At 68.0% G+C, this 13684-nt stretch carries 13 protein-coding genes; 9 read left to right on the forward strand and 4 right to left on the reverse strand.

Features of this window, described 5'->3' with window-relative positions; translation table 11 throughout:
• Window positions 1–6: 6 nt before the first annotated feature.
• A complete protein-coding gene (locus AC07OC_RS07010) occupies window positions 7–798 on the reverse strand; it encodes a class I SAM-dependent methyltransferase (RefSeq protein ID WP_492806338.1) in 792 nt (263 codons plus the stop codon).
• Between AC07OC_RS07010 and cobT the strand changes: the two genes are divergently transcribed.
• Window positions 797–1861, forward strand: coding sequence for a nicotinate-nucleotide--dimethylbenzimidazole phosphoribosyltransferase (gene cobT, locus AC07OC_RS07015; RefSeq protein ID WP_494600655.1), 1065 nt, complete (start codon window positions 797–799; stop codon window positions 1859–1861). The genes AC07OC_RS07010 and cobT overlap by 2 nt on opposite strands.
• 67 nt (window positions 1862–1928) lie before the next feature.
• On the opposite strand, the gene AC07OC_RS07020 is transcribed toward cobT, so the two are convergent.
• Window positions 1929–3062 carry a GGDEF domain-containing protein gene (locus AC07OC_RS07020; protein ID WP_255591397.1) on the reverse strand — a complete coding sequence of 378 codons (1134 nt, stop codon included), beginning with the start codon at window positions 3060–3062 and terminating at the stop codon, window positions 1929–1931.
• A 261-nt stretch (window positions 3063–3323) separates the two neighbouring features.
• Between AC07OC_RS07020 and AC07OC_RS07025 the strand changes: the two genes are divergently transcribed.
• The 6 genes from AC07OC_RS07025 (at window position 3324) to AC07OC_RS07050 (ending at window position 9308) form a co-directional block, all read left to right on the forward strand.
• Window positions 3324–4418: an ABC transporter ATP-binding protein gene (locus tag AC07OC_RS07025; protein ID WP_492806344.1), complete on the forward strand. Its 1095-nt coding sequence runs from the start codon at window positions 3324–3326 to the stop codon at window positions 4416–4418.
• A gap of 63 nt (window positions 4419–4481) precedes the next feature.
• Window positions 4482–5777, forward strand: a complete 1296-nt coding sequence (locus tag AC07OC_RS07030) for an ABC transporter substrate-binding protein (RefSeq protein WP_494600658.1) — start codon at window positions 4482–4484, stop codon at window positions 5775–5777.
• A 189-nt stretch (window positions 5778–5966) separates the two neighbouring features.
• Window positions 5967–6881 carry an ABC transporter permease gene (locus AC07OC_RS07035; RefSeq protein ID WP_218340816.1) on the forward strand — a complete coding sequence of 305 codons (915 nt, stop codon included), beginning with the start codon at window positions 5967–5969 and terminating at the stop codon, window positions 6879–6881.
• A gap of 1 nt (window position 6882) precedes the next feature.
• Complete coding sequence (locus tag AC07OC_RS07040) at window positions 6883–7770, forward strand: ABC transporter permease (protein WP_218294174.1); 888 nt, start codon at window positions 6883–6885, stop codon at window positions 7768–7770.
• A gap of 13 nt (window positions 7771–7783) precedes the next feature.
• Window positions 7784–8545 (forward strand): GntR family transcriptional regulator, encoded by a 762-nt coding sequence (locus tag AC07OC_RS07045; protein ID WP_218340817.1) that lies wholly within the window; start codon window positions 7784–7786, stop codon window positions 8543–8545.
• A gap of 16 nt (window positions 8546–8561) precedes the next feature.
• Window positions 8562–9308 (forward strand): aspartate/glutamate racemase family protein, encoded by a 747-nt coding sequence (locus AC07OC_RS07050; protein WP_218340818.1) that lies wholly within the window; start codon window positions 8562–8564, stop codon window positions 9306–9308.
• Window positions 9309–9438: 130 nt separating this feature from the next.
• Here AC07OC_RS07050 and nth read toward each other — a convergent pair whose 3' ends face one another.
• Both nth and AC07OC_RS07060 read right to left on the reverse strand, forming a co-directional pair.
• Window positions 9439–10077 (reverse strand): endonuclease III, encoded by a 639-nt coding sequence (gene nth / locus AC07OC_RS07055; protein ID WP_218340819.1) that lies wholly within the window; start codon window positions 10075–10077, stop codon window positions 9439–9441.
• A complete protein-coding gene (locus tag AC07OC_RS07060; RefSeq protein ID WP_218340820.1) occupies window positions 10074–11021 on the reverse strand; it encodes a LysR family transcriptional regulator in 948 nt (315 codons plus the stop codon). Before AC07OC_RS07060 ends, nth begins: the two co-directional genes overlap by 4 nt.
• A gap of 95 nt (window positions 11022–11116) precedes the next feature.
• Here AC07OC_RS07060 and AC07OC_RS07065 point away from each other — a divergent pair, with 95 nt between their 5' ends.
• Both AC07OC_RS07065 and AC07OC_RS07070 read left to right on the forward strand, forming a co-directional pair.
• Window positions 11117–12601, forward strand: a complete 1485-nt coding sequence (locus AC07OC_RS07065) for an amidase (protein ID WP_218340821.1) — start codon at window positions 11117–11119, stop codon at window positions 12599–12601.
• 78 nt (window positions 12602–12679) lie between these two features.
• On the forward strand, window positions 12680–13663 hold the full coding sequence (locus tag AC07OC_RS07070) for a Bug family tripartite tricarboxylate transporter substrate binding protein (protein ID WP_494600662.1): 984 nt from the start codon (window positions 12680–12682) through the stop codon (window positions 13661–13663).
• Window positions 13664–13684 lie beyond the last annotated feature (21 nt).

Here is a 13684-nt window from a genome sequence, read left to right on the forward strand (position 1 = left end):
GGCGCTTTACACCCGTTCGCAGTGGTATGCGAGCGTGGTGTACGGGAAGCGCACGGTGCCCTGCCCGCGCAGCGCGGGGTGGTGGGCGATGAGTGCCTCGATCCGTGCGCGCACCTGGGCCCGCTCGCTGTCGGGCAGGGCGGCGATGAAGCTCACCGACATGAAGCGGTCCATGATGACCTGCTGTGGCGGCCCCACATGTTCATGCGGCAGCCGGGTCTCGGCCAGTGGGCTGAAGCCGGGGTGCGGGAAGGGCCGGCGCCAGTCGCCCTTGTAGAAGCGCGGCGCATCGCCCTCGAAGGGCGTGATGATGTCCGTGAGTTCCGCCACCCAGTCCACCGACTCGTCGCGCACATTCCACACCAGGCCAAGCCGGCCGCCGGGGCGCAGCACGCGGTGGAATTCATCCAGAGACTCGCTCGTGGCAAACCAGTGGAAGGCCTGCGCACAGACCACGGCATCGAGCGCGCCGGACGGCAGCGGAATGGCCTGGGCCGTTCCCGCCACGGCGCGCACCGTGGGCAATTGCAGGGCATCGATCCTGGCGCGCATCGCATCCACGGGCTCCACGCCCACCACACCGGCCCCGGTGGCCGCGAGCAGCGCGGTGAACTTGCCCGTGCCCGCGCCCACATCGGCCACCTGGCGGCCGGGGCCCAGGCCCAGGGTCTGCCCCAGCCAGGCCGACAGCGCCGCCGGGTAGTCGGGCCGGCCGCGCGCGTATGTCTGTGCCTCATTCGCATAACCCCGCTGTGCCGCTGCGTGCACGGCATCTTTCTTCGTGTTCTCTACCACCATGACCGCACCTTTCATTCTTCCACCCGTTGATGACCTCCATGATGCCGCGTTGGCCAGCCGCCTGCAGCACGTGATCGATTACAAGACCAAGCCGCTCGGCTCCCTGGGGCTGCTGGAGCGCCTGGCGCTGCGCCTGGGGCTCATCCTGGGCACCGAGACGCCTGCACTGCATGCGCCGCAGATGCTGGTGTGCGCGGGCGACCACGGGCTGGCCGCAAGGGGCGTGTCGGCGTTTCCGAGCGACGTGACGTGGCAGATGGTCGAGAACTTCCTGGCCGGTGGCGCCGCCGTGAGCGTGCTCGCGCGCCAGCACGGCCTGGGCCTGACGGTGGTGGACTGCGGCGTGGCCAAGCCCATCGCCGCGCGCGAGGCAGCGCCCGGCCAGCCGCAGTTGCTGCTGCGCAAGGTGGCGCTGGGCACGCAGGACGCTTCCGTCGGGCCCGCGATGACGGCGGCGCAGTGCGCTGGGGCCCTGGCGAGCGGCGCGGAGGTGGTGCGCGGCCTGCCCGGCAATGCGCTGCTGCTGGGCGAGATGGGCATCGGCAACACGTCCGTGGCCTCGCTGCTGCTGGCACGGCTGGCCGGCCTGCCGCTGGCCGAGGTGACGGGCGCCGGCACGGGGCTGGATGCGGCCGGCATCGAGCGCAAGCGCGCGGTGCTGCAGCAGGCGCTGGACGTGAACGCCGGTGCCACCGGCCCGCTGGATGCGCTGGCCGCCCTGGGCGGCTTCGAGGTCGCCACGCTGGTGGGAGCGGTGCTGCAGGCCGCGGCCGAGCGCCGCGTGATCGTGGTGGATGGCTTCATCACCAGCGCCGCCGTGCTGGTGGCCAGCCGCCTGCAGCCGGCCGTGCTGCAGCGCTGCGTGTTCGCCCACCGCTCGGGCGAGCGCGGCCACAGCCTCATGCTCGCGCAGATGCAGGCCGAGCCGCTGCTGGACCTGGGCCTGCGCCTGGGCGAGGGCTCGGGCGCTGCGCTCGCCTGGCCGCTGCTGCAGTCGGCGTGCGCGGTGCTCAGCGAGATGGCAAGCTTCGAGTCGGCCGGGGTCGCCACCCAGACAGCCTGAACCAGGGGGGGCGCCCCTGCGGCGCAGCCTTCCACCTCCTGGCGCCCGGCGGCGTGCGATTTGTCTCTCAGGCCTCGACCGTCTGGTTGCGCCCCTGCTCCTTGGCGCGGTACAGCGCGGCATCGGCGCGCGAGAGCATGCCGTCCAGCGTCTCGCCGGGGCCTGCCCAGCTGGTGAGTCCGATGCTGACCTCGCAGTCGAGCGGGTGGCCCGTCGCCAGCGCGGCGTGGATGCGCTGCGCCACGCTCCGGGCCGCCACTCCCTGCGTGCCTGGCAGCAGCACCATGAATTCTTCTCCGCCATACCGCCCCAGGCGGTCCGCGCGGCGCAGTACCTGGCGCGTCCGTTCGGCGAAATGCACGAGCACGGCATCTCCGTGCTGGTGTCCATGGGTGTCGTTCACGGACTTGAAGTTGTCCAGGTCCAGCATCATGATCGAGGGGCCGTTGCCGTAGCGCTGTGCGCGCTCCAGCTCGTCCTCGCAGCGCTGCAGCAGCGCGCGCCGGTTCAGTGTCTGGGTGAGCGAGTCGTGCGTCGCCAGATGTTCCAGCTCGGTGCGCAGGCGGTCGGTGGCCATGAGCACCGCGCCGATGGACAGCATGAGCACCGTCAGCACGTAGGCGCCGATGTACAGGGTCTGGAACAGCGAAGGTTCCATCAGGTCCGCGCCGGCGCGCCCGGCCATGATGGAGCCCAGGCGCACGGCAAGGACGCCCATGTGCAGCGCCAGGACGACCTCCACCAGCCGCACGGGGAAGTTGCGCCCGCCGTGCCGCAGCATGAAGCGCAATTGCGCGGCATAGACGATGCCCATGGCCACCGTGAAGAACCCGACGCGCAGGCCGTAGTGCGGCATCCAGTAGGTCAGCCAGATGAACACGAGGGTGGTGCCCGCCATGACCCAGGACCAAGTGCGCCAGGTGGAGGGCCTGCCCATGAAGCTGCGCGTGCCCATGTAGTAGGTCACGGTGCCCAGCACCAGCAGCTGGTTGGCCAGCACCAGGCTCAGCCAGTCCGGGATGAAGCCGCGCGCGCTGAAAAGCACCGTGGACGCCAGCCACAGCAGCGGCGCCAGCGCCCAGGCGCCCACCCCCTGGATCGACGGCGGGTAGTAGCGCCTCATGAAAAGCAGGACGATGGCCATGACGGCGGACATGAAGCCCGCCATGGCGATCATGGAGCGCGGGTCGAGGTTCGTCATCCAGCGTGAATGGGAAGAGGGCGCGCTACGTAAGAAATTGTTTCTGCTGCGATTTCAGTATAGCCATACGAATATGTTTCAGGCGTATGCCATGGGCCCCGCAAACGTTTCCGTGCACCAGAAAAAGGAGCCTAAGCGGCAAGGATGGTGCGCGCAGCGCGGGGGCTGGCACAGGCCGGGCACAAGGATGGTGCAATTTGTACGCAAACTCAATGAAAAATTGTGTACAAAGTTGGCATGGGCCTTGCATTCATGGGTGCCATGCAAGCTCCCATCCCCGCCCAGCCCCCGGTTGCCATTGAAATCGTCGCGCTCACCAAGCGCTACGCCAGCGGCAAGCCCGCCGTGGACGCCATCGACCTGCGCATCGCCAGCGGCAGCTACTGCTGCCTGCTGGGCCCCTCGGGCTGTGGCAAGAGCACCACCTTGCGCATGATCGCCGGGCACGAGTCGGTGACCAGCGGCGACATCCTGCTGGAGAACCGCAACATCACCGACCTGCCCGCCGCCGCGCGCGGCACGGCCATGATGTTCCAGAGCTTCGCGCTGTTCCCGCACCTCTCGGCGCTGGACAACGTGGCCTTCAGCCTCAAGATGAAGGGCGTCGCCAAGGCCGAGCGGCAAGCCAAGGCGCGCGATCTGCTGGAGCGCGTGGCCATGGGCCACCTGGCCGAGCGCAAGCCCGCCGAGCTGTCGGGTGGGCAGCAACAGCGGGTGGCGCTGGCGCGGGCCCTCATCACCCAGCCGCGTGTCTTGCTGCTGGACGAACCCCTTTCGGCACTCGACCCCTTCCTGCGCATCCAGATGCGCGCCGAGTTGCGCCGCTGGCAGAAGGAACTGGGCCTGACATTCATCCACGTGACCCACTCGCAGGAAGAGGCCATGGCCCTGGCCGACACCATGGTGGTGATGAACCACGGCGTGATCGAGCAGGTGGGTTCGCCGCACGAGGTCTACAACCGCCCGGCCAGTGAGTTCGTGGCGCGCTTCATGGGCGGCCACAACGTGATCGACACGCCCGAGGGCAAGGTCGGCGTGCGCACCGACCACCTGCAGATAACCCCCGCCATCGCCGAGCTGCCCTGGGGTGCCCAGCGCATGCAGGCCGTGGTGACCGACGTGGAATACCAGGGCACCTACGTGCTGCTGGGCCTGCAAAAGCAGGGCGTGGCGCTGTCGGCCAACGCCACGGCGGCGTACTCGGTGATGGTGTCCGAGGCCGCTTTTGCGGCGCAGCCCTACCAGGTGGGGCAGGCGGTGCAATTGCACTGGACGCCGGAGCAGGCGCACCCGCTGTCCAAGCCTGCTGCCGCATCACCGGCGGTGCCATCTCCAGCCGTGGCCGTTGCCGCCTGATGGCGCTGCCACGCATCTTCCCTTTTTCCACCCGTCCCCTTCCGCAACCCAAGGAGTTTTCCCATGTTCGATGATTCCCGTGCCGATTCCCCCGCTGTTGTCGTTACCGAGGCTGCAGGCGTGCAGCGCCGCTCGCTGCTCAAGGGCACGGCGGGCATCCTGGCCGCTGGCGTGTTCCCGGCCGTCCATTCGCAGGAGAAGATCGTGCTGCGCTACCTGGGCACGGCGGTGAACCAGGACAAGGCCATTGCCGAGAAGTTCAAGGCCGACACCGGCATCGAGATCCAGTACGTGGCCGTGACCACGGACGACGTGACCAAGCGCGCCGTGACCGCGCCCAACAGTTTCGACCTGATCGACACCGAGTACTTCTCGCTGAAAAAGATCGTGCCCACAGGCAACTTGAAGGGCATCGACACCAAGCGCATCAAGAACGCCGACAAGATCACCACGCTGTTCACCACCGGCATGGTGGCCGGCAAGGCCGTGGGCGACCAGGGCACGGCGCCCAAGAAGGTGATCTACCTGGAGGGCGAAAAATCCAAGAAGTTCGCGACCGCGCCCACGCAGTTTATGTCGCTGATCCCCACCGTGTACAACGCCGACACGCTGGGCATCCGCCCCGATTTGATCAAGCGCCCCATCAGCTCCTGGGCCGAGCTGCTCAACCCCGAGTTCAAGGGCAAGACCGCGATCCTGAACATTCCTTCGATCGGCATCATGGACGCCGCCATGGTGGTCGAGGCCATGGGCATCTACAAGTACCCCGACAAGGGCAATATGACCAAGAAGGAGATTGATCTCACGATCAAGACCCTGATCGAAGCCAAGAAGCAGGGCCAGTTCCGCGCGCTGTGGAAGGACTTCAACGAGTCGGTGAACCTGATGGCATCGGGCGAGGTGGTGATCCAGTCGATGTGGAGCCCGGCCGTGACCGCCGTGCGCACCAAGGGCATCGCCTGCAACTTCCAGCCGCTGAAGGAAGGCTACCGCGCCTGGGCCGCCGGCTTCGGCCTGCCGGCCACCCTGTCGGGCAGGAAGCTCGATGGCGCCTACGAGTTCATCAACTGGTTCCTGGACGGCTGGGCGGGTGCCTACCTGAACCGCCAGGGCTACTACAGCGCCGTGCTGGAGACCGCCAAGTCCAAGATGGAAGCCTACGAGTGGGCCTACTGGATGGAAGGCAAGCCCGCCACGCAGGACATCAAGAGCCCCAATGGCGACGTGCTGGCCAAGGCCGGCGCGGTGCGCGACGGCGGCAGTTATGAGTCGCGCATGGGCGGCATCGCCTGCTGGAACGCGTTGATGGACGAGAACAACTACATGGTGCAGAAGTGGAATGAATTCGTCGCGGCGTAGAGAGTGCACCCCCTGAGGCGCTTTGCGCCTTCCCCCTCTCTCGACCCGCTGCGCGGGTCGGGAGGGGGACGCCCCCGGTGCGGCGGGGCGGCCCTTGCACGGGGGCACTGGCCTTTGGCCGCGCCAGTTTCAAGGATTAAGACGAAACGCCGAGCTGCGGATATCTGATACCGATTGTTTGCAAACACCATGAGCACAACCCACACACCGACCTTGCCTGCTGCTGCCGTCCCCGGCCGCAGCATTGCCGCCTGGTGGCAGGCTGCGCCGTTCACGCTGGTGTTCGCGCTGTTTTTCCTGATTCCGCTGGCGCTGATCGTGATGGTCAGCTTCTGGGACTTCAACGAGTACGAGTTGCTGCCGGGCTTCACGTTCAAGAACTACGTGTCGATCTTCGCGGGGTGCGGTGATGCGTCAGACGGCCTGTGCGTCACGCTCAAGACGTACTGGTCCACGCTCAAGTTCAGTTTTCTGGTGTGGCTGATCACGCTGGTGATCGGTTTCACCGTGGCCTATTTCCTGGCCTTCCATGTGCGCTCCTCGGGCATGCAGACGCTGCTGTTCGTGCTGTGCACCATTCCGTTCTGGACGTCGAACGTGATCCGCATGATCTCCTGGGTGCCGCTGCTGGGGCGCAACGGGCTGGTGAACCAGACCCTGGTGGGGGCCGGGCTGGTCGATCAGCCCATCGAATGGCTGCTGTTCTCGGACTTCTCGGTGGTGCTGGCCTTCGTGCACCTGTACACCATGTTCATGATCGTGCCCATCTTCAACAGCATGATGCGCATCGACCGCAGCCTCATCGAGGCGGCCAGCGACAGCGGGGCCAGCGGCTGGCAGACGCTGTGGAACGTGATCATCCCGCTGTCGCGCACCGGCATCATCATCGGCTCCATCTTCGTGATCACCATCGTCATGGGCGACTTCGTGACCATCGGCGTGATGGGCGGGCAGCAGATCGCATCGATTGGCAAGATCATCCAGGTGCAGACCTCGTACCTGCAGTTCCCGCTGGCCGCGGCCAATGCCGTGATCCTGCTCGCGGTGGTGCTGATGATCATCTGGTGCTTGACGCGCCTGGTCGACATCCGAAAGGAACTCTGACATGTCCATGCGCGATTCCCGCCCCGCGAGCTTCTGGCCCCTGGCCCTCGTGTTTGCCCTGTTCGTGCTGTTCATGTACGGGCCCATGCTGGTCATCTTCATCCTGAGCTTCCAGGGCCCCGAAGGCGGGCTGACCTTTCCCATGCGCGGCGTGTCGCTGCACTGGTTCCACAAGCTGGCCGAAGGCCTGGGCGTGGTGGACATCGGCGCGGCGCTGTGGCGCTCGCTGGGCCTGGGCGTGGCGGTGATGCTGTGCACGGTGGTGCTGTCGGTGCTGGCCGGCCTGGCCTTCCGCAAGCGGCTGGCGGGGGGCAACACGCTGTTCTTCATCGTCGTGGCCAGCCTGATCATGCCGTCCATCATCGTCTCGCTGGGCATCGGGCTGGAGTTCCGGCTCATCGACAACGGTATCAAGGCGGCCCTGGAATGGCTGGGCATGGAGAGCACGCTAGAGGGCTACGGTACGTCGCTTGGCCTGTTCACCTCGGCCCTGGGCGCGCACCTGACCTGGACGCTGCCGTTCGGCCTGCTCATCATGTTCGCGGTGTTCAACCGCTTCAACCCATCCTACGAAGAAGCCGCGCGCGACCTGGGCGCCACGCCCTGGCAGGGCTTCGCCCATGTCGTGCTGCCGCTGATCGCGCCCTCGGTCGTGGGCATCGGCATGTTCGGCTTCACCCTGAGCTGGGACGAGATTGCCCGCACTTCGCAGGCCATCGGCGACGTGAACACGCTGCCGCTGGAGCTGCAGGGTCTGACCAGCACGGTGACCACGCCGTCCATCTACGCGCTGGGCACGCTGACCACCGTGGTGTCGTTCATCGTCATGGGCATCACGCTGGCGTTGGTATGGGCCTTGGGGCGCAGGCGCAAGGGCCGTCCGGGTTAAAAACGGCACCCTTATGACGACCATCAACCCCAAGCCCCGGCGCACACGCGCTGCGGTCACCGAGCCGCCCGTGCAGCCCGGCGCGACCGGCCAGCTCAGCGACAACGACATGTACGACCGCATGGTGTCGGCCATCCTCGACCACCGGCTGCCCCCCGGCACCAAGCTGGTGGAGGACAAGCTGGCGGCGGCCTTTGGCGTGTCGCGCACGCGCGTGCGGCCGGTGCTGGTGCGGCTGGCCAATGAACAGGTTGTCACGCTCACGCCCAACCGGGGCGCATCCATTGCCCAGCCCACGCCGCAAGAGGCGCTGGAGGTGTTCGAGGCCCGCCGCCTGCTGGAGCCGCGCCTGGTGGAGCTGTTCATCGCCAACGCGACCGATGCCGACATTGCCGTGCTGCGCGCCTGCATCGACCACGAAGAGTCGGCCCGCGCCAGTGGCGACATGCGCCGCGCCATTCGCCTGTCGGGCGATTTTCATCTGCACATCGCGCAGGCCGCCGGGCACCAGACGCTGGGGCGCATCCTGCGGGAGCTGGTCTCGCGCACCTCGCTGATCCTCATGACCTACAGCCCGAGCCACGCGCGCGAACGCGAGGAGGCCACGGCCTGCGGCTGCCGCGAGCACCGGGCGTTGATCGATGCCATCCGCCTGCGCGACGCGCGCGAGGCGGCGCGCCTCATGCTGACGCACCTGGCCCGCATCGAAACGCAGCTGGAGTTCACCCCGCCGGCCAGCGATGTGCCCGATCTGGCGCAATTGCTGGGCGCCTGAATCCCGACACCTTGCCATGCGCCAGCTGCTCGTCCTCAACCCCAACACCTCGGCCAGCGTCAGCGCCTTGCTGCAGCGGCATGTGCAGGCAGCCGCAGGTTCGCATGTGGCGGTGCGCACGGCCACGGCACGTTTTGGCGCCCCCTACATCGCCTGCGAGGCCAGCTATGCCGTGGCAGCCCATGCCGCATTGGACGCCTGGGCCCATGAGCTGGCGCAACCCCGGCCCCGGCCCGATGCCGTGCTGATCGGCTGCTTTGGCGACCCGGGCCTGATGGCGCTGCGCGAAAGCTGCCCCGTGCCTGTGACGGGCCTGGCCGAAGCCTCCTTCATCGAAGCCGCCCGCCATGGGCGCTATGCCATCGTCACGGGCGGCGAGCGCTGGGGCCCCATGCTGCAGCGCCTGGCGCAGGCGCTGGGGCATTCGCACGGGCTCGCGGGTATTCACACGGTGGCGCCCACGGGGGCCCAGCTGGCGGCAGACCCTGAAGCCGCCCGTGCCTTGCTGGTGGAGGCCTGCCGCGACGTGGTGCGGCAGATGGGGGTGCAGGCTGTCATCCTGGGCGGGGCAGGGCTTGCCGGCATGGCCGCTGCGGTGCAACCCCAGGTGGCGGTGCCGGTGATCGACAGCGTGGTGGCCGGTGCGACCTGGGCCCTGCGTGCGCACCCCGTGCCGCCGGAGCGGAAAGTGGCGGGGTTTGAGGTGGCGTGGGTGGGGGTGTCGGGGGAAATGGCGGCCTTGGGCACAGCCGGGGTTGTTTGACACTCCTGGGCAGACCACCTGGCCTACGACGGCACTGGGAGGGCCGTTGGCTCTCAAGTTACACGTATTATTGGCATCTGGCGCTTATCCAGTAAGCGCGAGTAGCTATAAAAATAGAAGCAGCCTGCGTTCAAGGCGCCAGCGTCTTTGGCTGGTAGTCGCAATACTCGCTCACCACACATTCCCAGCAGCGCGGCTTGCGCGCCTGGCACACATAGCGGCCCAGCAGGATGAGCCAGTGGTGCGAGTCCACCGCGTAGGCGGCGGGCACGCGCTTCATCAGCTGCAATTCCACCGCCAGCGGGTTCCTGCCGGGCGCCAGGCCCGTGCGGTTGCTCACGCGAAAGATGTGCGTGTCGACCGCCATGGTGGGCTCGCCGAAGGCCACGTTCAGCACCACATTGGCCGTCTTGCGGCCCACGCCAGGCAGGGCTTCCAGGGCTTCGCGCGTGCGGGGCACCACGCTGCCGTGCTGCTCCACCAGGATGCGGCAGGTTTCCAGCAGGTTTTTGGCCTTGGTGCGGTACAGGCCGATGGTCTTGATGGAGCCCTCCAGCCCTTCCAGCCCCAGGTCCAGGATGGCCTGGGGTGTGCCCGCCACCGGGAACAGCTTGCGCGTGGCTTTGTTCACGCCCACATCGGTGGCCTGGGCCGACAGCAGCACGGCGGCCAGCAGCTCGAACGGGGTGGTGTATTCCAGCTCCGTGTTGGGCATGGGGTTGGCCGCCTTCAGGGTGGCGAAGAAGGGTTCGATCTGCGCGGTTTTCATGGGGGAGAGTTTGTTCTGGAGGAATGCGTGGGTTCTGCATTGTCCCGTAGCTGGATGCGCAAGAACTCCAGGAACATGCGCACGGCCGCCGGCAGGGTGCGGCCGCTCAGCGTCTGCAGTTCGGCGGCGCGTGCGCTCATGCCGGGCTCGCGGATCTGTGCCGCATGCAGCTCGCCGCGCCGCACGCGGTCGCGCACCGTCACTTCGCCCGATATCGACAGCCCGCCGCCGTGCAGCACGAAGTGGGTCAGCGTCTCGAAGTGGTTGCACACCAGCACGGGCTCGAACACCAGGCCGCGCTGGCTGCAGCCGATGTCGAACAGCTGGCGCACGGTGTTGTCGCGTTCGGGCAGGGCGATGGGGCAGGGGTACATCTGCGCCAGCGTCACGCTGGGGAAGCGCGCCAGCGCGTGGTCGGGCCGCATGATCGCGATGACCGGCGAGGCCTCGCGGTGCTGCACGGTGATGTCCCGCTCGGCCGAGCGGCTGTAGGTGAGGCCGATGTCCGCGTCGCCGTTGAGCACGGCCGTGGTCACCGCCGCCGGGCTGACCACGCGCAGGTGGAACTGGATACCCGGGTACTGCGTGCGGAACTGCGCCATCACGCGTGGCAAAAATTCGATGGCAAAACCGGCTGAACTGCACAGCCGCACCCGCCCCGTGTGCAGCCCCTGCAGCGCCTGGATGTCCGAGACCACGCGGTCGGCCTCCAGCGCGCCGCGCCGCGCGTGCGCGGCCAGCAGCTCGCCCGCCGCGCTGGGCGCCATGCCACGCGGACGGCGGTCGAACAGCGGCACGCCCAGCAGGTCTTCGAGGGCCGCCACCTGCCGGCTCACGGCCGAGGGCGACACATGCAGGCGCGTGGCGGCTTCGCTCACCGAGCCGCTGCGCACCACCTCCAGAAAGTAGCGCAGGGCCGTGTCCTGCAGGCGGCTTGAGAGCATGGGAGGCCTGGGTGTGTGGTTTGCGTAAAGCGCAACGATAACCTCAGAAATCGTCGATTGTCGAAACGCAAGCGGCTGCTTATGCTGACTTCCCAATGACACATTCGCCCGCAACCCCCTTGCACCCCCAGACCAGCACCCCGCCCGGCGGCATCGTGGCCCGCACGGCCGTGGGCCTGTCACACGCCATCCATGCCCGCGAGGTGTCGTGCGTCGAGGTGCTCGATGCCTACCTGGCCCAGATCGACCGCCTGAACCCCGTGGCTAATGCGCTGGTGGCCCTGGCAGACCGCGACGTGCTGCGTGCGCAGGCCGCCGAGCGCGATGCGCAACTGGCGCGCGGCGAGAGCCTGGGGCCGCTGCACGGCTTTCCGCAGGCGCCCAAGGACATCATGCCCGCCGCCGGCATGGTCACCACACGCGGCTCGCCCATCTTCGCGGGCCAGGTCTCTGCCACCGACGCCGTGGTGTTCGAGCGCATGCGTGCCAGCGGCGCGCTCTTCGTGGGCCGAACCAACTCGCCCGAGTTCGGCCTGGGCGGGCACACCTACAACCCGGTGTATGGCACCACGCGCAATGCCTTCGATCCGGCCGTGTCGGCGGGCGGCAGCAGCGGCGGGGCGGCGGTGGCCGTGGCGCTGCACATGCTGCCGGTGGCCGATGGCTCGGACATGATGGGATCGCTGCGCACGCCGGCGGCGTTCAACAACGTGTACGGGCTGCGCACCTCGCTCGGCCTGGTGCCGCACGGCCCGACCGAAGAGGTGTTCTTCCAGCAGTTCAGCGTGGCCGGCCCCATGGCCCGCGACATCCCGGACCTGGCGCTGCTGCTGTCGGTGCAGGCGGGCTTCGATGCGCGGCTGCCGCTCACCCGCCGGCACGAGGACATTGCCTTGCTGGGCCAGCCGCTGGAGCGTGGCTTCCACGGCGCGCGCATCGGCTGGCTGGGCGACCTGGGCGGGCACCTGCCCACCGAGCCCGGCGTGCTGGCCACCTGCGAGCAGGCGCTTGCGCACTTCCGCACGGTGGGCTGCGCGGTGGAATCCGTGGTGCCCGCGTTCGACATGGAGCAGCTGTGGAGTGCCTGGATCGACCTGCGCAGCTTCAGCGTGGCGGGTGCCAACGCAGGCCTGTACCGCAACCCCGCCACGCACTCGCTGCTCAAGCCTGAGGCGGTGTGGGAGATCGAGCGCGGCATGCGCCTGTCGGCCCTGCAGGTGTACGACGCGGCCCGCGTGCGCAGTGCCTGGTACCAAGTGCTGCGCGGATTGTTCGAGCAGTTCGACTTTCTGGTGCTGCCGGCCGCGCAGGTCTTTCCGTTCAATGCCGACCTGGACTGGCCGCACGAGGTCGGCGGCCGCACCATGGACACCTACCACCGCTGGATGGAAACCGTGGTGCCCGCCACCATGGCCGGCCTGCCTGCACTGGCAGCACCCGCCGGCTTCGGGCCTGGTGGACTGCCTGCCGGGCTGCAGATCATCGGCCCGGCGCAGGCCGATGCCGCCGTGCTGCAGATAGGGCACGCATACGACCGGGCCAGTGGCTACGCCCGTGTGGCGAGCCCCTTGCTGGGTTGATGGGCCCCGTTCCGTTCCACGTTTTATATGCCTTCCCCTGCCGCCTTTCCCGCATTTTCTTGACCGGAGAACTTCCCCATGCCCTTGCCGCGCTCCCGCTTCATCTCGTGCCTTCTGGCCAGCGCGTTCGCGCTGGCCGCGCCCGCCGTGGCGTTGGCGCAGACCTATCCCGACCGCCCTGTGAAGCTGGTCGTTCCGTTCGCACCCGGCGGCGCCACGGACATCCTGGGGCGCCTGCTGGCCACGGCGATGGGCGAGCGGCTGGGGCAGCCCATGGTGGTGGAGAACAAGCCCGGCGCGGGCACGGTGGTGGCCGCGTCGCTGGTGGCCAAGGCGCCGGCCGATGGCTACACCCTGCTGCTGGGCGCCAACACCACGCTCACCATGAACCCCGCCATCCGCACCAACCTGCCGTACGACCCCGTGCGCAGCTTCACGCCCATCGGCATGGTGGCGGACATGGGGCTGCTGCTGGTGGCCCACAACGATGTGCAGGGCAGCACGCTCAAGGACATCGTGGCCCAGGCCAAGGCCGCGCCGGACAAGTTCTCGTACGGCTCCTACGGCACGGGCTCGTCGGTGCACTTCGGCGCCGAGATGCTCAAGGCCACCGCGGGCTTTCCGATGATGCACGTGCCCTTCAACGGCAGCTCGCCCAACCTCACGGCGCTGATGGGCGGGCAGGTGCAGCTGGCGGTGGACACGGTGGTGGCCTCCACCCCGCTCATCAAGGCCGGCAAGATCAAGCCCATCGCCGTGCTGAGCCCGCAGCGCCTGCCGCTGCTGCCCAACGTGCCCACGGTGGCCGAGAGCGGCTACCCGGGCTTTGACATGGGGTCGTGGTTCGCGTTCGTCACGCCCGCCGGCCTGCCCGCACCGGTGCAGAAAAAGCTGGAGAAGGCCCTGGCCGACACCATGGCCTCCGCCGAATTCAAGAAGAAGCTGGTGGACATCGGCATGACCCCGGCCTGGGGCAACGGCGACGCGCTGCGCGCCCGCATCGAGCGTGAACTGCCGCTGATGCGCGCCGTGGCGGCGCGGGCGGACATTCGCGTCGATTGATCGGCTGGTGCAGGGGCTGGC

This window comes from Acidovorax sp. GW821-FHT10E04, from assembly GCF_059415185.1.

Coding starts and splice junctions, on each gene's coding strand:
- AC07OC_RS07040 (WP_218294174.1), top strand. CDS start 6,883: ATGTCCATGCGCGATTCCCGCCCCGCGAGCTTCTGGCCCCTGGCCCTC.
- AC07OC_RS07020 (WP_255591397.1), bottom strand. CDS start 3,062: ATGACGAACCTCGACCCGCGCTCCATGATCGCCATGGCGGGCTTCATG.
- AC07OC_RS07070 (WP_494600662.1), top strand. CDS start 12,680: ATGCCCTTGCCGCGCTCCCGCTTCATCTCGTGCCTTCTGGCCAGCGCG.
- AC07OC_RS07025 (WP_492806344.1), top strand. CDS start 3,324: ATGCAAGCTCCCATCCCCGCCCAGCCCCCGGTTGCCATTGAAATCGTC.
- cobT (WP_494600655.1), top strand. CDS start 797: ATGACCGCACCTTTCATTCTTCCACCCGTTGATGACCTCCATGATGCC.
- AC07OC_RS07035 (WP_218340816.1), top strand. CDS start 5,967: ATGAGCACAACCCACACACCGACCTTGCCTGCTGCTGCCGTCCCCGGC.
- AC07OC_RS07050 (WP_218340818.1), top strand. CDS start 8,562: ATGCGCCAGCTGCTCGTCCTCAACCCCAACACCTCGGCCAGCGTCAGC.
- AC07OC_RS07030 (WP_494600658.1), top strand. CDS start 4,482: ATGTTCGATGATTCCCGTGCCGATTCCCCCGCTGTTGTCGTTACCGAG.
- AC07OC_RS07060 (WP_218340820.1), bottom strand. CDS start 11,021: ATGCTCTCAAGCCGCCTGCAGGACACGGCCCTGCGCTACTTTCTGGAG.
- AC07OC_RS07065 (WP_218340821.1), top strand. CDS start 11,117: ATGACACATTCGCCCGCAACCCCCTTGCACCCCCAGACCAGCACCCCG.
- AC07OC_RS07010 (WP_492806338.1), bottom strand. CDS start 798: ATGGTGGTAGAGAACACGAAGAAAGATGCCGTGCACGCAGCGGCACAG.
- AC07OC_RS07045 (WP_218340817.1), top strand. CDS start 7,784: ATGACGACCATCAACCCCAAGCCCCGGCGCACACGCGCTGCGGTCACC.
- nth (WP_218340819.1), bottom strand. CDS start 10,077: ATGAAAACCGCGCAGATCGAACCCTTCTTCGCCACCCTGAAGGCGGCC.